Annotated in this window: 23 protein-coding genes and 1 pseudogene; 21 read left to right on the forward strand and 3 right to left on the reverse strand. The window is 53.3% G+C overall.

The window, feature by feature from the left end; genetic code table 11:
* The first annotated feature begins 69 nt into the window (after positions 1-69).
* The 6 genes and pseudogenes from MKX63_RS26590 to MKX63_RS26610 all read left to right on the forward strand — a co-directional run bounded on the left by MKX63_RS26590 (position 70) and on the right by MKX63_RS26610 (position 5,793).
* Positions 70-741: a Crp/Fnr family transcriptional regulator gene (locus MKX63_RS26590; RefSeq protein ID WP_341021413.1), complete on the forward strand. Its 672-nt coding sequence runs from the start codon at positions 70-72 to the stop codon at positions 739-741.
* A 109-nt stretch (positions 742-850) separates the two neighbouring features.
* The gene (locus MKX63_RS26595) at positions 851-1,150 is read left to right on the forward strand and encodes an iron-sulfur cluster assembly accessory protein (RefSeq protein ID WP_341021414.1); all 300 of its coding nucleotides are present in this window, start codon (positions 851-853) and stop codon (positions 1,148-1,150) included.
* Positions 1,151-1,262: 112 nt separating this feature from the next.
* Positions 1,263-1,364: pseudogene (locus MKX63_RS32610) on the forward strand (DUF4351 domain-containing protein); the annotation flags it as partial.
* A gap of 93 nt (positions 1,365-1,457) precedes the next feature.
* Positions 1,458-1,679, forward strand: a complete 222-nt coding sequence (locus MKX63_RS26600; RefSeq protein WP_341021416.1) for a hypothetical protein — start codon at positions 1,458-1,460, stop codon at positions 1,677-1,679.
* Between the two features lie 191 nt (positions 1,680-1,870).
* Entirely contained in the window at positions 1,871-3,460 is a 1,590-nt protein-coding gene (locus tag MKX63_RS26605) for an ABC transporter substrate-binding protein (protein ID WP_341021417.1), read from the forward strand.
* 209 nt (positions 3,461-3,669) lie between these two features.
* Positions 3,670-5,793 (forward strand): serine hydrolase domain-containing protein, encoded by a 2,124-nt coding sequence (locus tag MKX63_RS26610; protein WP_341021418.1) that lies wholly within the window; start codon positions 3,670-3,672, stop codon positions 5,791-5,793.
* Positions 5,794-5,874: 81 nt separating this feature from the next.
* On the opposite strand, the gene MKX63_RS26615 is transcribed toward MKX63_RS26610, so the two are convergent.
* The gene (locus tag MKX63_RS26615; protein WP_341021420.1) at positions 5,875-7,227 is read right to left on the reverse strand and encodes an FAD-binding oxidoreductase; all 1,353 of its coding nucleotides are present in this window, start codon (positions 7,225-7,227) and stop codon (positions 5,875-5,877) included.
* A 184-nt stretch (positions 7,228-7,411) separates the two neighbouring features.
* Between MKX63_RS26615 and MKX63_RS26620 the strand changes: the two genes are divergently transcribed.
* Positions 7,412-9,418, forward strand: coding sequence for an AraC family transcriptional regulator (locus MKX63_RS26620; RefSeq protein WP_341021421.1), 2,007 nt, complete (start codon positions 7,412-7,414; stop codon positions 9,416-9,418).
* A 113-nt stretch (positions 9,419-9,531) separates the two neighbouring features.
* Positions 9,532-10,515, forward strand: a complete 984-nt coding sequence (locus tag MKX63_RS26625; RefSeq protein WP_341021423.1) for a diaminopimelate dehydrogenase — start codon at positions 9,532-9,534, stop codon at positions 10,513-10,515.
* 522 nt (positions 10,516-11,037) lie between these two features.
* Here the strand turns inward: MKX63_RS26625 and gdhA are convergent.
* The gene (gene gdhA / locus MKX63_RS26630) at positions 11,038-12,432 is read right to left on the reverse strand and encodes an NADP-specific glutamate dehydrogenase (RefSeq protein WP_445323540.1); all 1,395 of its coding nucleotides are present in this window, start codon (positions 12,430-12,432) and stop codon (positions 11,038-11,040) included.
* Between the two features lie 256 nt (positions 12,433-12,688).
* On the opposite strand from gdhA, the gene MKX63_RS26635 reads away from it, so the two are divergent.
* From MKX63_RS26635 to mnhG, 9 genes are all read left to right on the forward strand, one after another.
* Positions 12,689-13,351: a DUF2625 family protein gene (locus MKX63_RS26635; protein ID WP_341021425.1), complete on the forward strand. Its 663-nt coding sequence runs from the start codon at positions 12,689-12,691 to the stop codon at positions 13,349-13,351.
* Positions 13,348-14,190 (forward strand): metallophosphoesterase family protein, encoded by an 843-nt coding sequence (locus tag MKX63_RS26640; RefSeq protein WP_341021426.1) that lies wholly within the window; start codon positions 13,348-13,350, stop codon positions 14,188-14,190. Before MKX63_RS26635 ends, MKX63_RS26640 begins: the two co-directional genes overlap by 4 nt.
* 171 nt (positions 14,191-14,361) lie before the next feature.
* Positions 14,362-14,970, forward strand: a complete 609-nt coding sequence (locus tag MKX63_RS26645) for a hypothetical protein (protein WP_341021427.1) — start codon at positions 14,362-14,364, stop codon at positions 14,968-14,970.
* Positions 14,971-15,036: 66 nt separating this feature from the next.
* Positions 15,037-17,901: a Na+/H+ antiporter subunit A gene (locus MKX63_RS26650; RefSeq protein WP_341021428.1), complete on the forward strand. Its 2,865-nt coding sequence runs from the start codon at positions 15,037-15,039 to the stop codon at positions 17,899-17,901.
* Positions 17,901-18,236 (forward strand): Na(+)/H(+) antiporter subunit C, encoded by a 336-nt coding sequence (locus MKX63_RS26655; RefSeq protein WP_036729053.1) that lies wholly within the window; start codon positions 17,901-17,903, stop codon positions 18,234-18,236. The genes MKX63_RS26650 and MKX63_RS26655 overlap by 1 nt, the downstream gene beginning before the upstream one ends.
* Positions 18,233-19,711, forward strand: a complete 1,479-nt coding sequence (locus tag MKX63_RS26660) for a Na+/H+ antiporter subunit D (RefSeq protein ID WP_341021430.1) — start codon at positions 18,233-18,235, stop codon at positions 19,709-19,711. The genes MKX63_RS26655 and MKX63_RS26660 overlap by 4 nt, the downstream gene beginning before the upstream one ends.
* Positions 19,712-19,717: 6 nt before the next feature.
* A complete protein-coding gene (locus tag MKX63_RS26665) occupies positions 19,718-20,197 on the forward strand; it encodes a Na+/H+ antiporter subunit E (protein WP_341021431.1) in 480 nt (159 codons plus the stop codon).
* The gene (locus MKX63_RS26670) at positions 20,194-20,487 is read left to right on the forward strand and encodes a Na(+)/H(+) antiporter subunit F1 (protein WP_341021432.1); all 294 of its coding nucleotides are present in this window, start codon (positions 20,194-20,196) and stop codon (positions 20,485-20,487) included. The genes MKX63_RS26665 and MKX63_RS26670 overlap by 4 nt, the downstream gene beginning before the upstream one ends.
* Positions 20,462-20,866 (forward strand): monovalent cation/H(+) antiporter subunit G, encoded by a 405-nt coding sequence (mnhG, locus tag MKX63_RS26675; RefSeq protein ID WP_341021433.1) that lies wholly within the window; start codon positions 20,462-20,464, stop codon positions 20,864-20,866. The genes MKX63_RS26670 and mnhG overlap by 26 nt, the downstream gene beginning before the upstream one ends.
* Before the next feature lie 65 nt (positions 20,867-20,931).
* On the opposite strand, the gene MKX63_RS26680 is transcribed toward mnhG, so the two are convergent.
* Positions 20,932-22,164, reverse strand: a complete 1,233-nt coding sequence (locus MKX63_RS26680) for an MFS transporter (protein ID WP_341021434.1) — start codon at positions 22,162-22,164, stop codon at positions 20,932-20,934.
* Between the two features lie 66 nt (positions 22,165-22,230).
* Here MKX63_RS26680 and MKX63_RS26685 point away from each other — a divergent pair, with 66 nt between their 5' ends.
* From MKX63_RS26685 to MKX63_RS26700, 4 genes are all read left to right on the forward strand, one after another.
* Positions 22,231-23,343 (forward strand): metallophosphoesterase, encoded by a 1,113-nt coding sequence (locus MKX63_RS26685; RefSeq protein WP_341021435.1) that lies wholly within the window; start codon positions 22,231-22,233, stop codon positions 23,341-23,343.
* A 123-nt stretch (positions 23,344-23,466) separates the two neighbouring features.
* Entirely contained in the window at positions 23,467-23,853 is a 387-nt protein-coding gene (locus tag MKX63_RS26690) for a GntR family transcriptional regulator (RefSeq protein WP_341021436.1), read from the forward strand.
* Complete coding sequence (locus MKX63_RS26695; RefSeq protein WP_341021437.1) at positions 23,843-24,706, forward strand: ABC transporter ATP-binding protein; 864 nt, start codon at positions 23,843-23,845, stop codon at positions 24,704-24,706. The genes MKX63_RS26690 and MKX63_RS26695 overlap by 11 nt, the downstream gene beginning before the upstream one ends.
* Before the next feature lies 1 nt (position 24,707).
* Complete coding sequence (locus tag MKX63_RS26700) at positions 24,708-25,346, forward strand: ABC-2 transporter permease (RefSeq protein WP_341021438.1); 639 nt, start codon at positions 24,708-24,710, stop codon at positions 25,344-25,346.
* Positions 25,347-25,357: the final 11 nt, after the last annotated feature.

Raw genomic sequence — 25,357 nt, forward strand, 5'->3', positions numbered from 1 at the left:
ATTGTAGCAGAGTTTCTAAAATGACTCTGTTGCCATGGCAACAGGAGGCGGATAAATTTGCAGCAATATATGAACAAAATTCAAAATACAGTCCTGTTCAAAGGATTTCAGGGCAGTGAGGTGCAGCAGGCGCTCGGTTGTCTTCAGGGGACGATTAAGGATTTCGGCAGGAGGGATTTCATCTTCAAGCAGGAGGAATACCTGGAGGCGGCGGGCATCATTCTGGAGGGGAATGTCCTGCTCTGCAAGGAGAACAGCTCTGGCACACGCTTCATCTTCTCAGAGCTTGCGGATGGGGAGATTATTGGGGAGACAGCGCTTCGTCAAGAGCAGGAGCCCAGCGGTTATGAGGCGATAGCCGGGTCGGCATGCCGGATTCTGTTCATCCGAATGAACAATATTATCCGTCCGGGGCAAACGACCTGCATTCTTCGCGGACGGATTATAGAGAATATGCTGGCCCTGCTGCTGGAGAATAACCGCTCGATGTATCAGAAGCTTGATCTGGTCTCCCACAAATCGCTGCGGGAGCGGATCATTCACTACCTGAGCATTCAGGCCCGTAAAAACAATTCGCCCGCCTTCGAAATCCCGTTCGGCAGAAGTGACCTGGCGGATTATCTGACGGTGGACAGAAGCGCCTTATCAAGGGAGCTGCAGCGGATGGCGCAGGACGGGCTGATCCGGTTCACGCGGAATCAATTTGAACTGCTTGCGGTAGACTATGAGCTAAGGTGGTGATCTGTGGTATCCAGGCTGAATTAACCGCTTAATTATCTATAGCACCTTATAATATGTTATAATGAATCTCTGATTTCATACTACTAAGCAGAATAGAGGTCGCCAAAGGATGAAAGTAAAAATTAACCGCAATGCAGCTAAAGTTCTAAAAGATATGCTGAACAGCCCGGAAGCGGAAGGCAAGAAAATCCGCGTGGTCATCACCCAGAATCATGGAGATCACGGACACTATGATGTAGCGCTGGATATCCCCACAGAGCACGATGAAGTAGTTGCTACAGACAAGGATATCGAGATTCTGCTGGATACCCGCGAACCGCTGCTTGACGGCGTATGGATTCAGTATTTCTATGTGCCGCAGGAAGGCTTCTTCATCACCAATCCGTCTACCGGGTTCCTTGAGAAATAAGCAGCGGATCACTATCATCTGTGTGGCCTTAGGGGCGGCACCGTCTGAATCAGCCTCACCCGGCTGGTCAGACGGTGCCGTCTTTTTGTGCAACATTACTGCCCAATAGAAGGTGGAGCTGCGCAAGCAGAACTGGCGGCAGTTCATCGATTCGGATAATGCAGTGGCTGCTGCGTTATTGGCGAAAATGGGGTATACTGGCACTGATTATGTCGGTAGCGGACCTGTACTTCAAGCCGGACCGGGCACAAGATGAGGAGATTTAAGAGAATTAATCGATGACTACCCGGAGGAGGGAGAAGTAATTATGGAAGAACTCATGCCAGCCTGGAAGCGTTGGGGTTATGAAGAGGGTATTGCGGAAGGTATGGAAAAAGGTATACAGAAAGGCAAAGCGGAAGGAAAAGAAGAAGGCAAAGAAGAAGGCCAGGCGGAGACGATTCGTAAGCTGCTGCTCCACGGATTTTCTCCCGAGGCAGTATCCAAGGCGGTTGAATTGCCACTGGAAGAGATTAAGAAGCTGATGTGAATACAGACCCGGGCGGATGTTGCCCGGGTCTTTTTATGATAGGCTCTTTTACAGGAATATTATGTTATCCCACCCTGAAAGTCGTTGCAAAAGTATGTATTATCGTTGAATGCCTATATTAGCGGGGCGCAGATTTTTTATTATACTGTTCTTGTAAGCGATTACACACATATAGCTGGGGGGAAATTCTAGTGAATAAGAAAAAAGCGATGACACTGATGTCCAGTATCCTGATGATCTCTCTGCTTAGCGCGTGCGGAGGCGGCAACGGGAATGCCGGTGGAAACGCAGCGGAGCCGAAGGCCTCAGCCGCAGCAACGGAAGCAACAGGAACAAACGCCCAGCCAGCCAAGGATGCCGGTGCAGTGGATACATCCCAGCCTGTTACCCTGAAGATGATCTTCGTAGGTCCGAAGCCGGTTGATTATGATCAGGTATTCGGAGAGATCAATAAGAAGCTGAAGGAGAAAATCAACGCCACACTGGAAGCTGAATTCCTGGACTGGTCCGACTGGGCGCAGAAATATCCGCTGAAGCTGGCGGCTAACGAGGACTTCGATCTGATCTATGCCGCCAACTGGGCAGGCTATAACGACCAGGCACTCAAAGGCGGGTTCCTGGAGCTGACGAACGAGATGCTGGAGAAATATGCACCGATGACCTGGAAGGCAATGCCTGAGGTAGCCTGGGGTCAGGCGAAGGTAAACGGAAAGCTGTATATGGTGCCTCAGAACCGTGGCGAAACCGTGGAGAAGCTGATTCTGTACCGCGAAGACCTGCGCAAAAAATATAATCTGCCGGAGATCAACAGTCCGGAGACATACGCCAACTATCTCAAGACTATATCCGGTAAAGAGAAGGGGGTTACCCCATTCGTACCGGAGACCGGTGACTGGAAGCTGCATAATCTGGACCGGATCCTGCTCAAGCAGCAGAACGAATGGAATCTGTTCGACCTCGATCTGCCGATGGGCTTCAAGCTGGATGATCCGGCGGGTAAAGTGTTCAACTTATATGAGACTCCTGAATTCAAGGAGCTTGTCTACTATTATAAAGATCTGGCCGAGAATAACGCCTGGTCGAAGAGCGCACTGAACAGCAAGCTGGATCATCAGCAGGAATTCAAGGCAGGCAAGGCAGCCTCCATCACCCACAATCTGGGTACGCTGGGCGCCTTGATGACCGATATGCGGGAGAAGAACTCCCCGTATGAGCTGGCTCTAGCCGATATTAACCCGGATAAGAAAAAATCCGTTGCCGTCTCCACGCAGAACGGCGTAGCGATTCACTCCACCTCCAAGCAGCCGGAACGGGCGCTGATGATGATCGATCTGCTCCAGAACGACAAAGAGCTGCATGATCTGATCATGAACGGCATCACGGCGGTGCATTATAATCCGGTCGGCGAAGATAAATTCACGAACGCCGAGAAGAATGCTAACTACACCGGCTTCTCCAACTGGGGCTTCAACTCGCCGCTCAACCGGGACAATGCTTCCTTCCCGGACGAAGCGAACGCCCTGACTGACAAATGGGAGAAGGAAGTCTATCATTACCCGCTGGAGACCTTCGTCTTCGATAACAGCAAGGTGAAGACAGAAGTGGCCAATGTCGGCAATGTGATGCTGCAATACGGCATTCCGCTGGAATACGGAACGGTGAAGGATGTAGATGCAGGTCTGGCCAAGCTCCAGCAGCAGGTTAAGGCAGCGGGTATCGATACCATCATCGCAGAGGTGCAGCGTCAGATTGATGAATTCCTGGCGAACTCAGCCCAATAAGCCAGGGCAACTCTGTTATACCCTACAATACGTACAATATGGCAGCGGTTCTCCCTTCGTGGACGAACCGCTGTTTCATGTTTTTTTTGGCCTGTTCATCTTCTGTTCATGTTGCCGTCACTTTGGGGACATTTTGGCAGGTTATGCTGTCTTTAGCGCCGAATCAGGCGGCTTACACTATTAACAACAAGATAGGAGTAGATGCAGCAATGAAGCTAAGAGAGAGAAGAACCACGAAGACAAGCCTACGCACAGCAAGCGCAAAATATTCTTTGGCAGCAGCAGCGCTCGTACTGACTATGCTTGCTCCCATGTCTGCTATGGCTGCACCGGCCGCCGGGGCGCTCGGGCCTGCCCAATACACTGCAGTCCAGAAGCTGGCGGAGGATAAGGCCACGCTGCTGACAGAAACATACGGTGTCCCAAGTGTACAGTATGCGTTAATCGATCATGGCAAGATTGTAGTGTCAGGCCAGGCAGGCAAAAACGATCTGAACGGCAAGCGTCCCCTTACGTCCAATACCATATACGGGGTAGGCTCCACGAGTAAAATGATGCTTACCGCTTCTGTGATGAAGCTTGTAGATGAAGGGAAAGTAGACCTGGATACTCCCGTAGTCAACTACATTCCGGATTTCAAGATGAAGGACAGCCGGTACACGCAGATCACCCCGCGTATGCTGCTCAATCATTCCTCCGGCCTGCTCGGCAAACCGGGTCCGAATGTGGCGCTCTATAACGATAATGATTCGTACGCACACGATCATTTGCTGGCTCAGCTGGCTACTCAGAACCTGAAAGCAGATCCGGGAGCCTTCTCCGTCTACTGCAACGATGGCTTCACCTTGGCTGAGATTCTGGTCGAACGGGTCAGCGGCATGAGCTACACGACATTTTTACACAAGTACATCACTAAGCCTCTGGATATGAATCATACCAGAACCCCGCGTGATCCTATGGATCTCAAAGCAATGGCCGGTATCTATTCTCCGACTTATGAGGGGCAGCTTCCCCAGGAGAATTACACTGTTATCGGTTCGGGCGGCGTCTTCTCTACAGCGGAGGATCTGGCCCGGTTCTCACAGATTTTCACAGCCCAGAACAAGGGGATTCTCTCGAAGGATTCCTTAACGGCCATGGCTCAGCCAGAGTACAGAAAAGGCATGTGGCCGCCAGCAAGCGACGGCTCCTTGGCTTATGGCTTAGGCTGGGACAGCGTAGAACTGTTTCCCTTCAACCAATACGGAATCCAGGCGCTGGTCAAGGGCGGAGACACCATGTCTTATCACTCCTCGCTAGTGGTGCTCCCGGAATTGAACCTGGCTGCGGCTGTGATCTCTTCAGACGGTTCAAGCTTGATCGATCAAATGATGGCAAGTGAACTGCTCCTCCGTGTGCTTCAGGACAAACAAATCATTAAGCAGTTGAAGCCGGAACAATCCTTCGGGACTCCAGTGCCCGCCGTTATGCCCAAGGAAGTCTCTCAATATGCCGGTCTCTATGGCAACTCTGCGTTGTTAAAGGCAGAGATTACTCCGGCAGGGGAACTGTCTGTAGCAGCGAGCGGCGTGCCGGACAGTGCTGTGCAGAAGTATACGTACACAGCCGACGGCTCTTTTGTAAATAAAGAAGGAACGGAAAAAATAAAATTCGTGGTGGAGAAAAATGGGCGTACCTATATGTGGTCCCGTTCTTATATAAGCGTACCAGGGCTTGGACAGGCGGCGACCTCTGAGTATAGTGCGGAGAAGCTTGATCCCAATCCCTTGTCTGCAGAGGTTGCAGACGCATGGGAGAAGCGGAACAACACCCGATATTATTCGATATCCGAGAAGTATTCATCGATGCTCTATCAATACGGGCTGGGGGTTATACCAGTGAGCTTGGACAAGAATGCACCGGGATATATTTACAATAATAAAATTCTGAGCGCCAATCAGGCACTGAATGAACAGCAGATTCCCGGGATGGCAGGCCGTGACAATATGCAGATCGATTTCTATACAGACAATGGAATAGAGTATATGACGGTAGCAGGCAGTTTGTACGTTAGTGAACAAGCGGTCACAGACCTCTATGCAGGCGCAAAGTCATCCGCAACGATCTCAGCAAGCGGCTATGCCAAGTGGTACAGTGTGCCGAAAGCAGCCCAAGGGAAGCTTATGACCGTCAAGTTACCTGCGAACAGCTCCTTTGCGGTATATGATCAAGCCGGAATCTGTGTGAACCACACCGTGGTCAGCGGGAAGAATCAGGTCCTGCTGCCAGAGCAGGGTAAGATTGTATTTGCAGGCGGGGCGGGTGCAAAGTTCCAGATTACACTTAAGAAGTAAATGGAGATACCAGGGTAGCGGTATATTTAGAATCAACGAGCAGGCGGGGGCGGCAACCCCCTCCTGCTTGTTTGCGCGGAATTAGCTTGTAGTGCGGGCTGGCGGGATGCTCTGCGGATTGTTGAAGACATTACCTGGATCATATTTCGCCTTAACTCTGCGTAATCTGGCATAGTTTGTTCCATAATAGACCGGGCCGGAGTGCTTGATGCCCTGGTCAGGCACATTGATGTAGCTTCCTACGATGAACGGCTGAAGCTTGCGGCGGGTGTTGCGGACGTAGAATATGTTTTTGGCGGCCTCTGCTTTCTTGATCCAGGAGCTGTTCCACTCCACGTAGAACTTAGCCTTGCGCCAGTAGAAGGCGGTAGCTTTAGGAGATTTACGGCTTACCGCTCCACCCCAATTGAGGAAAAAGAACCCGGCGTCCTTCCCCTCCACCTTCTCAAGGAACTCGCGCATCGGCTTGAATGCCTGCTGCGGGAATGGTTTCCGTCCGAAGCCGCTGGAGAACTGGTTGCTGAACCGCTGGGTCTGTACCGGATCGGGAGCGAGCAAGAAGCTGACTACCTGCGGATAAGGCAGAGAACGGATCGTTTGGATTGTAGGCGTTCCTACGCTTGTAATGGGCTTCAAGAGGCGGACCGCCTCGGCCTTAGATCCCAGGAAAAGTCCCAGCATGCTGACATTTCCGCCTTTTTTGGGACCGATGGATAATTCGCTGCCCAGTCTCGTATTCACTGCGGGGGCCCAGCGCTGCCAGGTCTTCAGGACCTGCTCGAACTGGCTCCAGGGCCAGGTGATGCGGAATACGGTCGCTGTGGCCGGAGCCGGACGTACTTTGAATTTGTAACGGGTGCATACGCCGAAGTTGCCTCCGCCGCCGCCGCGGGAAGCCCAGAGCAGATCGGCATTACTTTTCTTATTCGCAATAATAATTCTGCCCTTGGCATCGACCATTTCAAGCTCCACCAGATTATCGCTGACCAGCCCCAGGGTACGCTGAAGCGGGCCGATGCCGCCGCCCAGTGTAATGCCGCCGATTCCAACGGTTGGACTATCCCCGAAGGGCGACATATACCCTTTCCGGGCCAGCGTATGGGCGATTCTCCCGACTGTATTTCCGGCTCCAACGACGGCTGTCCCGGTTTTGCGGCTTAGCTTAATGCTGTTCATTTCACTGACATCAATGACGATGCCGCCGTTCACCTGGGACAGATTGACCTCCAGCGCATGTCTGCCGCCTCTGGGCCGGATGGGAATCCGGTGCTCGTTGGCCCATTTGATAGCGTTAGCTACATCCTGCGTCTTCTTAGCGAACACAAATACCTTTGGGAAGCGGTCGGTGTGCGGGTCCCAATTTTTGCGCGCTGCTTCATAACCCGGATCACCTTTGTAGACGACGCGTCCGGTAAGCTTTGTTGCTGAGTTCACTGGTTTCCAGCTCCTTTTGAGCTAATATTGGCATGCATGGAGATGAATTTGACTAGGTTATCGTATGCAGGGCGTTAGTCTATGGCGTGGGCTATAGTATGGGGTATGAATGAGAATAGTTATCAATTATAATGTGATTTACCGGCATAGGATACAACGGAATAAAGATAAGCGGGGAATAGAGATGAAGCTGAACGAACATATACAGTGGTGGAACCATGCATCGGTCAGGATTATGGATATCCGCAGAGGGAGACTTCCGGCAGGCTCGGCACTTCCGTATTACCAATTGCCTGCGAGTGCATTCCTGTATGCAGCGCAGGGACAGGCGCAAGTACAGCTGGATGAGCTGCGGACAACCTTGAGACGCCATCAGCTAGTGCATGGCGGGCGGGGAGCCGTTCTTGCGGTGCATGCGGAGGAGGCCTTCGAATACTTCCTGGTGCTGTACAAGGCAGTGCTGATGCTGCCCCAGTCGAGCAGAGTGATCAAGCTGCTGGAGCAGGAGAATCCGGCCAGGCATCAATACAGCTTCAGTCCTGCTTATGCGCATCCCCTGCTGGACCGGCTTGAACAGATGCACATAGAGTGGTTAACCGCAGATCCGCTGCAGCATCTCTATGTGAGATCGCTGTTTCTTCAGTTTGTGCATGAGGTGCTGGCTCAGATGAAGCAGCAGGGTCTTGTTCCGGTTCAGCCGGACCTGCTGGCCCAGGCTATGCGGTTCATGAAGGAGCATTACAGGGAGCAGATCACTCTGGATACTCTGGCTGATCAATTTGATTGCAGCGTCAGCTATCTGAGCAAGCTGTTCAAGAGCCGGATGCAGGCAGGGCCTATCCGTGTACTTACACAGATCCGCATGGAGAGGGCAGCGCGCGATCTGCTGCATAGCGGATATACCGTGCAGGAGATCGCGGAACGGACGGGCTATCCCGATGCCCATACCTTCAGCCGGAACTTCAAGAAGCAGTATGGTTGCCCGCCGGTACAATTCAGAATGAAAATGGACGCGGAACTGCATGTACAAGAATCGCCCGTCACCCATCCGATAACTGCCCTTGTAGCTCATAATTCCAAGTGCTATAGTATCCAAAGTAGTGAGAATTATTATCATTTACAGCGAAAAGGGGGATTACCGGTGATGCGGGGAACGAAGACGGCATCTATGGCTACAGCGGTTTTATTATTGTGTGTAACCTTGCTGCTAAGCGCATGTTCGGGGGCTGGTGCAGGAACATCGGCGAATAATGGTGCGGCAGGAAATAATGCGGCTCAATCCGTGAGTACGTCCAATCCGGGGAGCGAAGCGGCGGCTCCGGGCTCTATTACAGGCAATACGGCTGCAGCAACGAAGATCTATACTGACGGCAAAGGGGAGGTAACCATTCCAGTGAATCCGCAGCGGATTATTGATTTGACAGGCAGCGCAATCGGGAATCTGCTGGTGCTTGGCGTGAAGCCGGTTGCAGCTTCGGATGACTCCTTGAAGAATCCGTTCCATACGGGTCAGCTGGATGATATCGTGAATATCGGGGCGGAGCCCAACGCTGAGGCTATACTGAAGCTGGACCCGGATCTGATTCTGACTTTTGACTATATCGAAGAAGCCCAGTATGAGCAGCTTGTCCAGATTGCTCCGGTGGTCCGGCTGAAATACGGCGGGGGTACTCCGCAGGACTTGTTGCTGGAATTTGGCAAGATTACCGGCAAAGAGACGGAGGCGCAGCAGTGGATTGACGGGTGGAACGATAGAATCGCTGAAGTGAAGCCGAAAATTACCGAGGTTGTCGGTGACAAGACAGTATCGATTCTTCAGCCTTATGCGAAGGGAATTTATGCCTGGGGCAATAAGGGAGGAAGAGGCGGTGAGATTCTGTACGGAGACCTTGGCCTTAAGGCGCCGGAGATTATCCGGACCACATTGATTGACGGGGAAGGCTTCGGAGGTGATCTGTCGCTGGAGCTGCTGCCGGAGTATGCGGGAGACTATATTTTCACCAGCAACTGGGGCTGGGATGACGGGGATGCGAATGTTGTGTACGGCAGCAAGGTATGGAAATCGCTCCCGGCTGTGAAGAATAATCATGTCTATTTCATTGATGAGAAGGGCTCGTATTATAATGACCCGATCTCTCTGGAAGCGCAGCTGAAATTCATTGTGGAGAGCTTTCTGGGAACGGGCCAATAAGCTGGGCGGTGCGGCTGCGCAACTTGATGTTTACATTTCGTGTAATGTATATATACTTAACTTTTGAAGGATTCATATCTCCGGGTTAACCGGCAAGGGAGGATATTACAGACATGACATCAACCATTAGAGTAGGCATCGTCGGATACGGAAACTTGGGCAAAGGGGTGCAGCAGGCCATTGCGCAGAACGCCGATATGGAGCTGGTAGCCATATTTACCCGCAGAGACCCGCAGCAGCTGGCAGACATCACAGGAACGCTCACCGAGCATATCTCAGCCGCCGAGCAGTACATAGGCAAGATTGATGTAATGATTCTGTGCGGCGGCTCCGCGACAGATCTGCCGGAGCAGACTCCGCAGCTGGCCCGGTTGTTCAATACGGTGGACAGCTTTGACACTCATGCCAAAATCCCCGATTTCTTCGCTGCGGTGGACAAGTCCGCCCGCGAAGGCGGCAGCGTTAGTGTGATCTCTACCGGCTGGGACCCGGGCATGTTCTCCATGAACCGGCTGCTGATGCAGTCCATCCTGCCGGTAGGCGAGGATTATACGTTCTGGGGCACGGGAGTCAGCCAAGGGCACTCGGATGCGATCCGCCGTGTTCCTGGTGTCAAGGCAGGCGTGCAATATACCGTGCCGGTCCAGGAGGTTATTGACAGCATTCGCGGAGGCGAGACCCCGCAGCTGTCCACCCGCGAGAAACACCGCCGTGAATGTTATGTAGTGGCTGAAGCAGGAGCTGACCGTGATGCCATTACCCGGACGATTGTGGAGATGCCGAACTATTTCGCCGATTATGATACGACGGTTCAGTTCATCACGGAAGAGGAGCTTGCTGCTGAGCATTCCGGCATGCCGCATGGCGGCTTCGTCATCCGCAGCGGAGTGACCGGGGGCGGAAGCAAGCAGATTGCCGAATTCGGGCTGAAGCTGGATAGCAACCCGGAATTCACCGCCAGCGTCCTGGCCGCCTATGCCCGCGCTGCTGTGCGTCTGAAGCAGGAAGGCCAGACAGGGGCCAAGACGGTATTCGACATTCCGCTCGGCCACCTTTCCCCAAGATCTGCTGAGGAGCTGCGGCGTGAGCTGCTGTAGGCTTCAATGAGAGGGATAAATCCCCTTGGTGAGGTCAGAAGTTGACCGGAGGGCTGAATGAGAGGGATAAATCCCTTTGGTGAGGTCAGAAGTTGACCGGAGGGCTGAATGAGAGGGATATATCCCTTTGGTGAGGTCGAGTACCGCTGAGGGAGAGTAATGAGGAGCACAAGTGCACCTGAATTCGCCGGAAGTCAGCTAAATGAGTAAATGAAGAGCACAAGTGCACCTGAATTCACCGAATGTTGGCTAAATGAGCAAATGAAGAGCACAAGTGCACCTGAATTCTCCTGAATTCGCCGAATGCTGGCTATGTGAGCAAATAAGGAGCATTAGTGCTCCTTATCTCACCGTTGGTATCTGAATTGCCATTCGTACGTATACACCCTACTGGATGCATTCTGCCCAACCCTAGCGAGCAGATAGTATCAGTTGCCGATCTCTAACAACCCCTGAACCTAAAAATAGAGGTGTCCCCAGCCAAATGGCTCAGGGACACCTCTTCTTGTATCAACATAACAGTTATACGATACCTTGCGCCAGCATGGTATCAGCAACCTTCAGGAATCCGGCGATGTTGGCACCGGCAACCAGATTACCGGCAACCCCGTAATCCTCAGCCGCCTGAACGGTTCTGCTGTAGATATTTTTCATAATGAGTTGCAGCTTCTCGTCCACCTCTTCGAAGGTCCAGGACAGACGCATGCTGTTCTGGCTCATCTCAAGACCCGAGACCGCTACGCCGCCGGCATTGGCTGCCTTGGCTGGAGCAAACAACACCTGGTTCTCCAGGAACAGCTCCACCGCTTGGAGGGTGGTCGGCATATTGGCGCCTTCGCCAATGGCCTGAACCCCGTTCAGAATCAGCGTCCGGGCGGATTCCAAATCCAGCTCGTTCTGCGTGGCACACGGCAGGGCGATATCGCAAGGCAGGCTCCAGATTCCGCTACAGCCCTCAACATACTCGGCATGCGGATGCTCCTTCACATATTCGCTGATGCGCAGGCGTTCAGTTTCCTTCAATCTTTTGACGGTAGCCAGATTGATGCCCTGAGGATCATGGATGTAGCCGTTCGAATCACTGCAGGCAATGACGTGGGCGCCAAGCTGCTGAGCCTTCTCGATAGCATAGATGGAGACATTCCCGGAACCGGAGATGACCACCTTGCGGTCCTTGAAGCTTGCTCCGCGAGATGACAGCATCTCTTGCACGAAGTATACACAGCCATAGCCGGTAGCTTCCTTGCGCGCCAGACTGCCGCCGTAGAGCAGCCCTTTTCCGGTAAGAACCCCGGCAGCATGCCCGCCGTGAATCCGTTTATATTGGCCAAACATATATCCGATCTCTCGCGCGCCTACACCGATATCTCCTGCTGGAACATCTGTATCCTGTCCAATGTGACGGTACAATTCCGTCATGAAGCTCTGGGTGAAGCGCATAACCTCTTGATCCGATTTATCCTTGGGATCGAAGTCGCTGCCGCCCTTGCCGCCGCCCATGGGCAGGCCGGTCAGCGAGTTTTTGAAGATCTGCTCGAAGCCCAGGAACTTGATAATCCCGAGGTAGACGGAAGGATGGAAGCGCAGGCCGCCTTTGTAGGGACCGATGGCACTGTTGAATTGAATGCGGAAGCCGCGGTTAACCTGCGTATTACCGGCATCGTCCACCCAAGGGACACGGAAGGAGATGCTGCGTTCTGGCTCAACCAGCCGCTCGAGAATCCCGTGCTTCATATACTGCGGGTGGCGGGTCAGAACGGGGGTGATGCTCTCCAGGAATTCCTGGACAGCCTGGTGAAATTCCGGCTCATGCGGGTCGCGCTTCTGGACCTCTGCATAGATCCGCTGCACGTATTGCACAGCCTCATTTGATACTTCTGACGTTAGTGTAGGAACGATGGACACTTTGGCAAGCACTCCCTGTCTGATTGTAATTCGGGCTATCCCGTATTAATTAGAATTTAAAAGAATTCTATAAAACCTGACATCAATTTGCCAATCAATTATTTTTGGCATAGTCATTAAGAAATTCTATGAACCTTACATACTGTGCCAGCTATATGCGGCAGGATGTTAATAAACCTCTGGTCAATTCAGGATTGCAGTTCCCCTTGAATAGGGTATATATAGATAGCGGCAGTAGCACAAAGTATCGAAAGAGAGGCGGCAGAAAATGCACTTATTATCTGTAACAGAATTAGTAGATGTGGAGAACCATGCGTGGGAAGAGATCAGGGAGCTGCTGAGCCAAGGGCCGCGTACCTACAGGCTGGAGGGTGCAGAACCGGAGGCAGCAGCGCTGACGCTCGTCCGTCTGCAGGTAAGTACGAGATCTTATCTTGGAGCGATAGCCTACGAGACAGGAGGAATCGTGTTCGAGCATGGATGGCTTACCTTACTTGGCGCTGGAGCACAAGGCATCTTCGGCAGCCTGGCTTCCTGGAACGGTCTGAGTGCTGCAGAGGGCACGGCGCCGCTGCCGGGTATGCTGATTGTGGCCTACGATGCGGCCGGAGGCTTCTTCGGTCTGGATGCCGGGCGGTTCGGGCAGAGCGGGCATATCTATTATTATGCCCCCGATGCTCAAGAATGGGAGACGACAGAATTAACCTATTCTGGCTTCATCAGCTGGCTGGCGGAAGGGGACCTGGATCTGTTCTATGAAACGTTCCGCTGGGAAGGTTGGGAAGAGGCGACCGAGAAGCTTGCACCGGATCAGGTCTTCGGGTATTACCCGCCGCTCTGGACGAAGGAGGGGGGCGGCTCGGCCAGCAGCAAAGCGCCGGTCTCTATTCTAGAGGCATGGCGGGCAGCGAGAAGCGCAGGTGCTCAATGAAGCGGCGTAAGGCTGAACGAGGGCAGCTTAGAGTCTTAAGGGTAGCGGAAGAACCGCTGGAGGTGGTTCCCTTTGTCAGTGCGGCGCCCGGCAGCCAGGGAATAATATATGGCGGGCTTCCGATTTACCTGGGAGAGATGCTGGGACTGCCGGAAGAGGTGGAGGTGCTGATCGCAGCATCTGACCTTCAGGGAATCGCATTGTGTGACAATGGCGGTTACAGCGATTTATTGGTGGGTGAGAAGCTTGCCGCTACACTGGAAGATCTGCTTCACCGCCATATGCCGGATGTCCGCCCGGAACAGGTGCTGGTCTGTTTATGCGGTGATCTATACGGAGACACTGAAGTAAGAGGCTCCAGCGGCGATCCGCTGCCGGTATGGCGGGCCTTCCGCCGCCGATTCGGAACGGTATTCGGCGTGAACGGCAACCATGATCTTCTGACTCCGGAGGGGGAAGCAGAGCTTGCCTCCACACCGGGAATGCATCTGTTCTCCGAGCCCGCAGCCGTGCATCATCACGGGCTGCTTGTAGCAGGACTTGGAGGCGTCACGGGAAGAGCGGGCCGGCCGAACCGGACACCGGAGAAGGAGTATCTGGAGAGACTAGAAGGTCTGCTGCGCCAGAGCCCCGGTCTGCTGCTGCTGCACCAGAGCCCGGACCTTCCCGGAGCAGGGCTACCGGGACACGCAGGCATCCGTGAGCGGCTGGAAGCCGGGCCGGAGGTGCTGGTCTGCAGCGGGCATGTTCACTGGAGCCAGCCGCTGGCGGAGCTTGCGAACGGTGTCCAGCTTCTAAATACAGACGGAAGGGTGCTGGTATTCACCCCGGCTGGTTGAAACCAAACGCGAGCTTGTCCGTAAACTTTACAAACAGCATCGGAATAGATATAATTTAGGTATAACTTTCAGGGTTTGAAACAACAGAAAGGGGCCTAACGCCATTAGGCTCCTTTTGTATTTCCGGCCCATGTTAACAGGAGGGCGAAAGTCATTCACAAGGAAAAGATTATGGTATGTGTTCATTACGGCCCGCACGGCGAGCGTTTGATCCGGCGTGGAGTCCAGTTATCCGAGTTGATCGGAGCACCGCTATATGTGCTCAATGTGGATAGTTCAGACAGTGATGAATATAATCAAAGCAAAGAAATGTATATGGCAGTCTGGAAACGTCTGGCTGAAGAAGCCGGCGCTGAATTCATGGTGCGGGGGCGCCGCGGCCGCAAGACTACGGATGTGATCGTTGAAGCGGCTGAGGAGCATGAAGTCACTCAGATTATTATCGGGCAATCCGCCCAGACCCTATGGCAGGAGCTCACCAAGCGTAACTTCGTCAATGAGCTGATCAGCAAGATGAAGATGATGGATCTGCATGTCGTTGCAGTTCAGCGTATGCGAGCCGGTCTTGAAGAGACCCATGAAGAAGGGGTAACCGCTTATTTGGTGAAGAACGAGGGAATGTATCAGCTTAGCGATGAGCCGGAAGGTACAGACTTCATTAAAGGAAAATACTTCCACGAATTGCACACCGAGTTTGAGAATGGCTTGTTCAAAATTGAGCAAGATGGTAAAGCAAGATATTTGCATATCTGTGAAGGGAACTTGGCCGATCCGCTATAACCGGTCTTGTTTTCAGGAAGTAAGTACCAGTGTTCACAACCTATATCACTGAAGGGAAAAGGAGGCTTGCCTTTGCTGCATATAACCGTTCTTGTTCCGTTTCTTATGGCCCTGATGATAGCGCTTCTACGCGGGAGGGTACGCCAGCTCCATAGAGGATGGCTTGTACTGGCTGCACCGCTGATGTTATTTATCTACTTCTTTACCCGTATTCCGGTCATCAAGGGAGGGGATCTCGGATATGAGACCCTACCATGGATTCCTTCCCTTGGGATTGATCTGGTCTTCCATTTGGATGGATTAAGCCTGCTGTTTGCCTTGTTAATTACGGGAATGGGCACCCTGGTCTTTATCTATTCCATCTTCTATCTGGACAAACGTAAGGAAGAGCTGACTCCCTTTTATGTATACTTGCTGCTCTTCATGGGAGCTATGCTGGGAGTCGTCCTATCGGATAACCTGATGGTCTTATACGGATTCTGGGAGCTAACGAGTGTCTCATCCTTCCTTCTGATTGCCTACTGGCACCGGAGACAGAAATCACGCTACGGCGCGCAAAAGTCGATGCTGATCACTGTCTTCGGCGGTCTGGCGATGTTCGCAGGCTTCCTGATGCTGTATGTGATGACGGGTACCTTCAGCATCCGTGAGATCTGGAGCCAGGTGGGCGATATCAGCGGACAAACGCTGTTCATCCCCGCAATGCTGCTTATTCTGCTGGGTGCCTTCACCAAATCGGCCCAGTTTCCGTTCCACATCTGGCTGCCTGATGCGATGGAAGCGCCGACCCCGGTCAGTGCGTATCTGCATTCAGCAACCATGGTCAAAGCCGGTTTATATCTGGTAGCGCGGTTCAGCCCGGTGTTTGCGGGGCAACATGAGTGGTTTTGGATAGTGTCGGGCGTCGGCCTGATCACCTTGATCTATGGATCGATCCAGGCGATGAAGCAGACGGACCTGAAGGCTCTGTTAGCTTATTCTACAATCAGCCAGCTCGGTCTGATTATGGGATTACTCGGCATGGGATCGGCAGCTTCCTTCTATACAGGGGAGCAGGCTGTATTCTATACCGCCGCAACAACGGCAGCACTCTTTCATTTAATTAATCATGCCATATTCAAAGGTTCGCTCTTCATGGTAGTCGGAATCGTCGACCATGAGACGAATACCCGTGATCTGCGCAAGCTGGGGGGGCTGGTGTCTCTGATGCCGGTAACCTTCACGTTAGCGCTGATCGGCAGCTTCTCAATGGCGGGTCTTCCGCCGTTTGCCGGATTCCTGAGCAAGGAAATGTTCTTCACGGCTGTGCTGAATATCAGACAGCTGGATATCTTCAGCCCCGGGGCCTTCTTTACCATATTCCCGGTGCTGGCGTGGATTGCAAGCATATTTACCTTTGCATACAGCATGATTATGGTCTTCCACACCTTCTTCGGCAAATATCAGCCGGAGAAGCTGGACAAAAAACCGCATGAAGCGCCCTTCGGCCTTCTGCTTCCGCCAGTCATTCTGGCACTGCTGGCCATGATCACCGGCTTCTTCCCGAACATACTGTCGGGGACACTGATCGTGCCGGGGATGAATGCCATTCATCCAGAGATTGCAGCCAGCTCGCCTTTTTATGTGAATATCTATTTCTGGCACGGGTTCACCGCCGAGGTCTGGATGACGCTTGGCGTGATCCTTCTGGGGATTATTGTCTACCGCGTATATGGCCGGTTCAGTCTTGTTGAGAAGGAATGGCGCAGCGGCCTCACGCTTACACAGGTATATGACGGGAGCATCCGTCTCGTGGAGGGACTGTCCCGTGCAGTTACAGGGCTATACATGACCGGTTCGATGCGTAATTATCTGATGTATATTTTCACCCTGATAATTGCCGTAGTCGGCGGAACCATGCTGTATTCGGAGGGCATTACGTTCGGCCAGGGGAGCTACGCTCCGGTCACCTTCTTTGAAGTTGTTGCCGTGCTGGTTCTGCTGACAGGCGCCCTAGCCATTCCGTTCGCAAAGTCGAGAATCTCAGCGATTCTGCTGACGGGAATGGTCGGTTACATGGTGACGCTATTGTTCATCCTGTTCCGCGCACCTGATCTGGCCCTCACTCAGATGATCGTGGAGGTGGTCTCGGTCACGCTGTTCCTGCTCTGCTTCCGGCATCTGCCGAAGCTGAAGCGGGAGAAGGTGAAGCTGCGGGTCAAGGTCCCGAGGCTGATCATCGCCTTAGGCTTCGGGATCACGATGACGCTGGTGGCGCTCGCTGCGCTCGGCAGCAGTCCGTTCGAGTCGATCTCAAGCTACTATGTGGAGAATAGTTACAAGCTTGGCGGCGGCAAGAACATTGTCAACGTCCTGCTGGTGGACTTCCGCGGCTTCGATACCATGTTCGAAATTACGGTGCTGGGGCTGGCGTCGCTGGCCATCTACTCGATGATCAAGCTGCAGCTGGAGCAGGATCATACGCCTGTTCTGACCCGAAACAAACAGGAGTCCAGCACGCGCCGTTATACACGCAGCAATGATGTACTGCTGCAATCGGTGGCAAAAGTAGCCTTCGTCATCATAATCACGTTCTCCCTGTATCTGTTCTTCGCGGGTCATAATCAGCCGGGCGGCGGCTTTATCGGAGCCTTGATGGCTGCGGCGGCGCTGGTGCTGATCGCGATTGCCTTCGGTACGGAGTTTGTGGAGAAGGTGCTGCCGGTCGATTACCGCAAGTTAATCGCAGTCGGGATTATGATTGCTTTTCTCACCGGAATCGGTTCCTTTGTCTACGATGTTCCGTTCCTGACCCAGGCCTTCGGCTACTTTGAACTGCCGGTTATGGGCAAGACGGAGCTGACGACGGCGATGCTGTTCGATCTGGGAGTCTACCTCTCAGTAATCGGTGTCACGATGAATATTATCTTTACGATCGGGAGGGATAACTAATGGAGATCCTTATTGCCCTGGCGATCGGTGTCTTGTTTACCGTAGGTGTCTATCTGGTCCTGTCCAAAAGTCTGCTCCGTATCCTGCTCGGGACGACGCTGCTGACTCATGGCGTTCATCTGCTGCTGCTGACGATGGCTGGCCTGAAGACGGGCGCTTCACCTCTGCTTGGCGAGAAGGCGGATAGTTATGTCGATCCGCTGCCGCAGGCGCTTATCCTGACTTCCATTGTCATCAGCTTTGGGGTATCCGCGTTCTTCATCGTTCTGGCCTACCGGGCTTACCGCTCGGCGGGGACGGATGATGTGGAAGGAAGCAAGGGGGAGAGACCATGAATAACCTGCTGGTACTGCCTTTGCTGATTCCGGCCTTTACGGCGGTCATTCTGATTTTTCTGAAGGAACGAGTTAAGCTGCAGCGTATCCTCAGTGCCATCAGTGTGCTGGTGAACATCGCAGTAGCGCTTATCATAGTGTACCAGGTCCATACAGACGGGATTCAGACGCTCTATATGGGAGGGTGGATACCGCCTTACGGCATCGTCTTCGTAGCCGATATGTTCGCAGCGCTGCTCGTCTTGACGGCTGCGGTGGTGGGGGCAGCTTGCCTGTTCTTCTCCTTCGCAAGCATCGGTGAGGAGCGGGAGCGTTTCTACTATTACACGTTCTTCCATTTCCTGCTTACCGGCGTGTTCGGCTCGTTCCTGACGGGTGACCTGTTCAACCTGTTTGTCTGCTTCGAGGTGCTGCTGGTTGCTTCCTACGCTATGATTGTTTTGGGTGGAACCCGTATACAGCTGCGTGAGACGCTCAAGTATATCCTTGTCAACGTAATTTCCTCCACCTTGTTCGTAGCAGCGATTGCTTATCTGTACGCTGCGACAGGCACGCTTAATATGGCTCATCTGGCCATCCGTGTGGGAGAGGCCGGGCAGGGCGGAGTCATGAATGTGATTGCCGTGCTGCTGCTGCTGGTGTTCTCGCTCAAAGCAGGTCTGCTGTTATTCTTCTGGCTGCCGGATTCGTACAGTGCTCCTCCGCAGGCGGTAAGGGCCTTGTTCGGCGCACTGCTTACCAAGGTAGGGCTGTATGCGATCACCAGAACGTTCTCGCTGATTTTTGTACATGATATGGCCTTGACCCATTCGCTGATCGGCTGGATGGCAGGGGCCACTATGATCCTTGGAGCCATAGGGGCACTCGCCTATAATGATCTAAGCCGCATCTTCAATTATAATATTGTCATCAGTGTTGGTTTCATCGCCTTCGGCATCTCCTTAGCTACCCAGGATTCGCTGAGCGGGGTTGTGTTCTATCTGATGCACGATATGGTGGCCAAGGCGCTGCTGTTCTTCCTGGGCGGGCTGATTGTCGCGGCTTCGGGGACGGAGCAGCTGAGGCTGATGGGCGGTCTGATCCGCCGTTATCCGTGGACGGGCTGGATGTTCTTCGTCCTGACGCTGGCGCTGGTCGGCGTTCCTCCGCTTAGCGGTTTTGCCGGGAAGGTCATGATGGTCCGCAGCGGCTTCGGAGAGCAGCACACTGTGCTTGCGCTCATCGCCCTCGCTTCCAGCTTCGTTGTCTTGTATTCGCTGATCAAAGTGTTCCAGCAGGTATTCTGGGGGGGCGAGAAGAGCGATGAAGAAATCCGCCCTCTGCGCTACAAAGCGATGATGGTCCCTGCTGCTGTGCTGTTTGTTCTAGTCATCTTAATGGGTATCGGCGCTGAGCTGGTGAACGGCTATGTGGGGCAGGCCGGCGCAGTCCTCGCTGATCCGGCAGCGTACATTAATGCTGTCATGAAGGAGTAGATGAAGATGGCCTTTCAAATATTATTGAATCTCATGATCGCCTTCCTGTGGATGTTCCTGAATAATGACTGGACGGCCTCCGGATTCATCGTCGGCTATGTGCTGGGGGTGGCCGTGTTGGTGGTCATGCGGCGCTTCTTCGACGGACGGCTGTATCTGGGCAAAATATGGGCGATTCTGAAGCTGGGAGCCTTGCTGCTGCGCGAGCTTGTGGTATCCAGCTATGTAGTGGTGAAGGCGGTGCTTAGACCGAGTCTCAATATACGCCCTGCTATCCTGATGTACCATACCGAGCTGAAGTCGGACTGGGAAGTAGCCGTGCTGATCACGATGCTCTGCCTTACGCCGGGTTCCGTCGTGCTGGAGGTGTCCAAAGACAACCGGACCTTGTACATTCATGCCATGGACATTCAGGATGTGGAGCAGTTCGATGCGAATATCCGTAATACCTTTGAACGCGCAATTCTGGAGGTGAGCCGTTCATGATTCAATCGATTCTTATGCTGGCGTTGTCGATTATGGTCATCTCCATTGGAATCTGTGCCTGGAGGGTGGTTAAGGGGCCATCACTGCCTGACCGGGTTGCCGCACTCGATACCATCGGTATCAATCTGCTGGCGATGGTGGCCGTCCTCTCGGTTCTGTTCAAGACGCAAGCCTTTATAGAATATATTCTTCTGATCGGAATCCTCTCTTTTATCGGGACGATGGCTTTGGCCAGATATATCGAAAGGGGAGTGGTGTTTGAACATGGACATGATCAAGACGATTATTGAGTATGTGTTTGTCCTGCTGATTCTGACCGGGGCCTTGCTTAGCGCAGTCAGCTCTGTAGGGCTGATCCGTTTGCCCGATGTCTACTTAAGATCACATGCCGCTGCCAAAAGTGCTACGCTTGGTGTGCTCTGTGTACTCAGCGGCGCATTCCTGTATTTCGCCTTCTTCCTTGACTTCATCAGTGCCAAGCTGCTGCTCGGAATCGTGTTCGTCTTCATGACTTCGCCGCTCTCCGCTCATCTGACAGGCCGCGCGGCCTACCGTTCCGGTGTTCCGCTCTGGAGCCGCCGCGTTCAGGATGATCTCAAGGAGGCGCTGGAAAAGGAACAAGCAACGGAACAGGCAACGGAACGTGTGAAGACTGACGCATCACCATAAAAGAACAGGGATGTCCACAGCACTAGTGCTGCTGCGGACATCCCTGTTGTAATATTTGGCCGGGTTCATGTGCTCTGCGGAGCAGTCCGTCTGCGGTATAGATACAGTAGCAGATAAGAGGCAGCGAACGCTGCGGTTACCAGCCACAGTGGAATTCTCGGGTCGAGCTTGTACGCCCAGCCTCCGATAATGCCCGCAGGTGCGGTGAATAACAGAATCAGGACGGACAGCATGGAGAAGACCTTGGCCCGCTTATCATCGTCAATGGCGTTCTGCACGGCTGCTTCCAGATAAGGAGAGCTGATCATGAGGCCTACGGCTGCCAGAATGGTGCTCAGCCCGATCCAGATGAAGCTCGCTGACGGATAGAGAACCAGCATGGCATTCGACAGAGCAGATAAGCCGAAGCCTGCCATCATTGCGCGGTTAGCACTCTGATCCGGGATTCTGGGCATCAGCAGCCACAGAGTCAGCAGCATGATGACTGAGGTCACTGCGGGGAACAGTGAGAGGATGCCGCTGTCCAGATGGATGTAATCTGCCAGATACAGGTACAGGTAGGTGCTTTTCAGCGTAGCCTGGAAGTTGAACAGAATGTATACGCCGAAGATCAGCAGCAGATTGCGCTCAGCCCCCAGGTCACGGAAGGCGCCGCCGTATTCAATCATACTCTCCCTGAGGCCGAGCTCCCGGGTCTCCTGTCTTTTGCGGATGCCGGCCTCGGTCTCCCGGGTAGTCAGGTGACGGCCCACGAACTGGAAGGTCATGAAGAGGAAGGCCAGCACGTACATGATCCTCATGCCCGTGACCATGCCATACTGGTGGACAAGCAGACCGCCCAGCGGTGCGAACAGGCCTCCGATCACCCCGATAATTTGCAGCAGTGTGAATACATAGGTCCGGTCAGCGGGGCGGGTATCTTCAACAATCAGGCAATAAAAGGCGATATGCGGCACACGCTGGAAGCCGTTAATCACCGCAGCCGCCACGAAAAACCACAGGTTCTGTGAGAAGGCCCATAATAAGGTGGCGAGGCTCCAACTGAGCAGGTCAAAGTATAGTATAGCCCGCTTGCGTCCCAGCCGGTCCGTTAAATATCCGCTGAGCAAAGAGGAGAATACCTGTACTATGAGTCCGATGGTTGTTATCCAGCCGATGTTCAGCTCGGTGAGTCCAAGCTCATACATGTACAGGGTGGCATAGGTAGAGAACATGCTAAAGGGAATCAGGAAAAAAGGCTCAAAGGTCAAGCAGCCCCGGCTGTTTCCCTCCAGCCGCGGAAAAAAGGGTTTTGCCATAATGAAATCCTCCAGGTTGTCGATAGTCTGCACTATATTTATTTAACACAAATTGGAGCTGATTGCATGTTTATTATTCTCGGACTGGTATTTATTGCGATATATGCCCTGGTAGTCTTCTATATTGGCTGGAGCGGCTGGAGCTGGATCAAGCCGGTTTTCTCCGGACGGTTCCGGCTGTTCTACATCATCGTACTGATCTTTCTGGCCAGCTCGCTGATTCTCTCCAGAGTGGTGGCGGGGTCAGCGGTCTTAAGCGTCATAGGCAGCTACTGGCTGGCCGTATTCAGTCTGCTGCTCATGCTTCTTCCTCTCTTACACCTGATGGTCTGGCTCACGAAGCTGTCCAAGCTGCCGCGCCGCACGGTTCAGAAGTGGTCCGGTATCCTGACGCTGGTTATTCTGATCGCCCTGATTGGATGTGGAAGCTATAACGCGTACAGCCCGGTTGTGCGTTCCTATGAGGTGCAGATTGACAAGCCGGGTCCGGCCGGCGGGAAGCTTCACATTGTGATGGCTTCGGATATGCACTTCGGTTATTTATCCGGCAAACGCCATGCGGAGCGGATGGTGCAGGAGATTAACGCCTTGCGCCCCGATCTGATCCTGCTTCCGGGCGACATCGTGGATGATGACGTCAGGCCCTATAAGGACAAAGGCCTCGGCGCTGTGCTGGCGAAGCTTGAAGCTCCGCTTGGTGTGTATGCTTCCCTGGGGAACCACGACCGGTTCAAGGGCGGGACAGAGGAGATCATCGGCCTGCTGAAGGAGAGCGGGATGCAGGTGCTCTATGATGAAGACGTCGAGGTGGGCGGCTGGCTCACCCTGATTGGACGTAAGGATTACAGTGATAAGGAGCGGGCCAAGCTGGCCGATCTGACCAAGGATATCGATCATGCCAAGCCGGTGTTCATGCTGGAGCATCAGCCGGTGGAGTTCGGAATTGCAGAGGAGCAGGGCATCGACCTGATGGTCTCCGGCCATACACACCGCGGGCAGATCGCGCCGGCCAATCTAATCACTTCCAGGGTGTTCGAGAATGACTGGGGGTATTTGAAGAAGGGGAAACTGAATACCGTTGTCTCTTCAGGCTATGGCTTCTGGGGCCCGCCGATCCGCATCGGTTCACGCTCGGAGGTAGTGTCCATTCAGGTGCAGTTTTCGAATGCAGGTAAGTAAGTGACAGGGCTAACCCGTGAGGGGTTGGCTCTTTTTTTTGAAGGATAAGGATTTACAAATCCCCAAAGATCAGTTATATTGTACTGGTACAATAAGCACACTGTTCACGCAAGGAGGAAGCGTGTGGAGATTATCATCAGCAGTAACAGGAACAAGCCCATTTATGAGCAGATCACCTCGCAGATCAAAGGCAAAATCATGAGCGGAGAGCTCCAGGCAGGAGACCCCATTCCTTCGATGCGCGCCTTGGCTAAGTCCATTCAGGTCAGTGTCATCACCGTACAGAAGGCGTATGAGGACCTGCAACGTGACGGATTCATCGAAACGACGGTCGGGCGCGGAAGCTTCGTCTCGGCCGTGAACCAGGATGTCTTTCAGGAAGAGCAATTGAAGAAGGTGGATGAGCATCTAATGAAGGCGGCCGAAATCGCCCGTGCAAGCGGAATCAAACTGGATACGATGGTGGATATGCTGACTATCTTTTACAAGGAGGAGAATCATGAATCTTAGTTTGGAAATCACCGGACTGACCAAGTCCTATGCCGATTCCGGCTTTATGCTGGACAATGTATCATTCGCTATTCCCAGCGGATCGATTATGGGGTTCGTGGGGGAGAACGGGGCCGGGAAGACGACAACGATCAAGTCCATTCTGAACACAGTTCAGATTGACAGCGGAACGATCCGGCTGCTGGGCCGCGAGATGACGGATACAGACATGGCATTACGCGAAGACATCGGAGTGGTGCTGGATTCGGCCAATTTCCCGGCGGTGCTGACCCCGGCTAAGCTGGCTAAGGTCATGCGCGGCGTCTATAAGCAGTGGGACCAGGAAGTCTACGCCAAGCTTACAGGGAAGTTCGGCCTGCCTATGAACCAGAAGATCAGCGGGTTCTCACGGGGGATGACGATGAAGCTGGCGATTGCTGCCGCCTTGTCACACCATCCCAAGCTGCTGATTCTGGATGAGGCCACTTCAGGGCTGGACCCGGTGACCAGAGAGGAGATTCTGGAGGTGTTCCTGGAATTCGTAGAGGATGAGCGTCACGCTATACTGATGTCCTCCCATATCACAAGCGATCTGGAGAAAATCGCCGATTATATCACCTTCATCCATCAAGGGCAGATCATTCTGACAGCGATGAAGGATGAGTTGATCTACGACTACGGCGTGGCCCGCTGTACCAGCGGCCAGTTCCAGAGTATTGATGAAGGAGACAGGCTGGCTTACCGGGTGAGGGAGCATCAGACCGATGTGCTGGTGAGAGACAGAAGAATCTTTGAGCAGCAATATAGCGGGATCACCGTCGATCAGGTATCTATTGAAGAAATTCTACTGCTGCTGGTAAAGGGGGCGAAATAGGATGCGCGGACTGCTGCTTAATAACTACTACTCGCTGCAAAATACGATCAAGACTTCCCTGGGCATTGCGCTGATGCTGGCGCTGGTCCCATTGGCCGTAATTGATAACTCTATCCTGAATGCCATCATTGGTGCGCAGATTCTGGTCTTTGTGGTGAGCATCGGAGCCTCCCTGCAGGCAGATGAGGCATCGAAGTGGAACCGCTTTGAGCTCACATTGCCGATCAGAAGGAGAACGGTGATCTATGCCAAGTACTTAAGCTTTCTGCTGCTGATTCTGATGGGGACGGCTACGAGCCTGCTTACTATAGGGGTGATCTATGCCAAAGGCGTGGATACCTCGGGCTGGAGCCTGTCCACCGGGTTCACGTTCGGTTTATCGCTGGCCATCACAACGCTGGCGGTCTATTATCCGGTTGTGCTTAAATTCGGTGTGGACAAAAGCGAGCTGATGGTGATGGTAGCCGCTGGAATCGCTGTAGTCCTCCGGATTCTGGTTTGGCTGCTCCTGCGCCGGTATATGGACGGTGTCAACTTCAATGGACCAGAGACCGGGTATGCATCCCTGCTGTTGGCGGTTCTCTTTTTCGCCGTATCTTATGTGACGGCCGTGCGGATTCACCGGAATAAGGAATTCTGATGCTGCTGCAA

Origin of the sequence: Paenibacillus sp. FSL R7-0179 (assembly GCF_038002265.1) — a bacterium.
In the GTDB taxonomy this organism is placed as follows: domain Bacteria; phylum Bacillota; class Bacilli; order Paenibacillales; family Paenibacillaceae; genus Paenibacillus_AQ.

Bases quoted from the DNA above. Each gene is read 5' to 3' on its own strand.
- MKX63_RS26625 (WP_341021423.1), top strand. From the start codon at position 9,532: ATGACATCAACCATTAGAGTAGGCATCGTCGGATACGGAAACTTGGGC.
- MKX63_RS26700 (WP_341021438.1), top strand. From the start codon at position 24,708: ATGCGCGGACTGCTGCTTAATAACTACTACTCGCTGCAAAATACGATC.
- MKX63_RS26620 (WP_341021421.1), top strand. From the start codon at position 7,412: ATGAAGCTGAACGAACATATACAGTGGTGGAACCATGCATCGGTCAGG.
- MKX63_RS26670 (WP_341021432.1), top strand. From the start codon at position 20,194: ATGATTCAATCGATTCTTATGCTGGCGTTGTCGATTATGGTCATCTCC.
- MKX63_RS26645 (WP_341021427.1), top strand. From the start codon at position 14,362: ATGGTATGTGTTCATTACGGCCCGCACGGCGAGCGTTTGATCCGGCGT.
- MKX63_RS26635 (WP_341021425.1), top strand. From the start codon at position 12,689: ATGCACTTATTATCTGTAACAGAATTAGTAGATGTGGAGAACCATGCG.
- MKX63_RS26590 (WP_341021413.1), top strand. From the start codon at position 70: ATGAACAAAATTCAAAATACAGTCCTGTTCAAAGGATTTCAGGGCAGT.
- MKX63_RS26685 (WP_341021435.1), top strand. From the start codon at position 22,231: ATGTTTATTATTCTCGGACTGGTATTTATTGCGATATATGCCCTGGTA.
- MKX63_RS26665 (WP_341021431.1), top strand. From the start codon at position 19,718: ATGGCCTTTCAAATATTATTGAATCTCATGATCGCCTTCCTGTGGATG.
- MKX63_RS26600 (WP_341021416.1), top strand. From the start codon at position 1,458: ATGGAAGAACTCATGCCAGCCTGGAAGCGTTGGGGTTATGAAGAGGGT.
- MKX63_RS26595 (WP_341021414.1), top strand. From the start codon at position 851: ATGAAAGTAAAAATTAACCGCAATGCAGCTAAAGTTCTAAAAGATATG.
- MKX63_RS26695 (WP_341021437.1), top strand. From the start codon at position 23,843: ATGAATCTTAGTTTGGAAATCACCGGACTGACCAAGTCCTATGCCGAT.
- MKX63_RS26680 (WP_341021434.1), bottom strand. From the start codon at position 22,164: ATGGCAAAACCCTTTTTTCCGCGGCTGGAGGGAAACAGCCGGGGCTGC.
- MKX63_RS26640 (WP_341021426.1), top strand. From the start codon at position 13,348: ATGAAGCGGCGTAAGGCTGAACGAGGGCAGCTTAGAGTCTTAAGGGTA.
- MKX63_RS26660 (WP_341021430.1), top strand. From the start codon at position 18,233: ATGAATAACCTGCTGGTACTGCCTTTGCTGATTCCGGCCTTTACGGCG.
- mnhG (WP_341021433.1), top strand. From the start codon at position 20,462: ATGGACATGATCAAGACGATTATTGAGTATGTGTTTGTCCTGCTGATT.
- MKX63_RS26610 (WP_341021418.1), top strand. From the start codon at position 3,670: ATGAAGCTAAGAGAGAGAAGAACCACGAAGACAAGCCTACGCACAGCA.
- MKX63_RS26655 (WP_036729053.1), top strand. From the start codon at position 17,901: ATGGAGATCCTTATTGCCCTGGCGATCGGTGTCTTGTTTACCGTAGGT.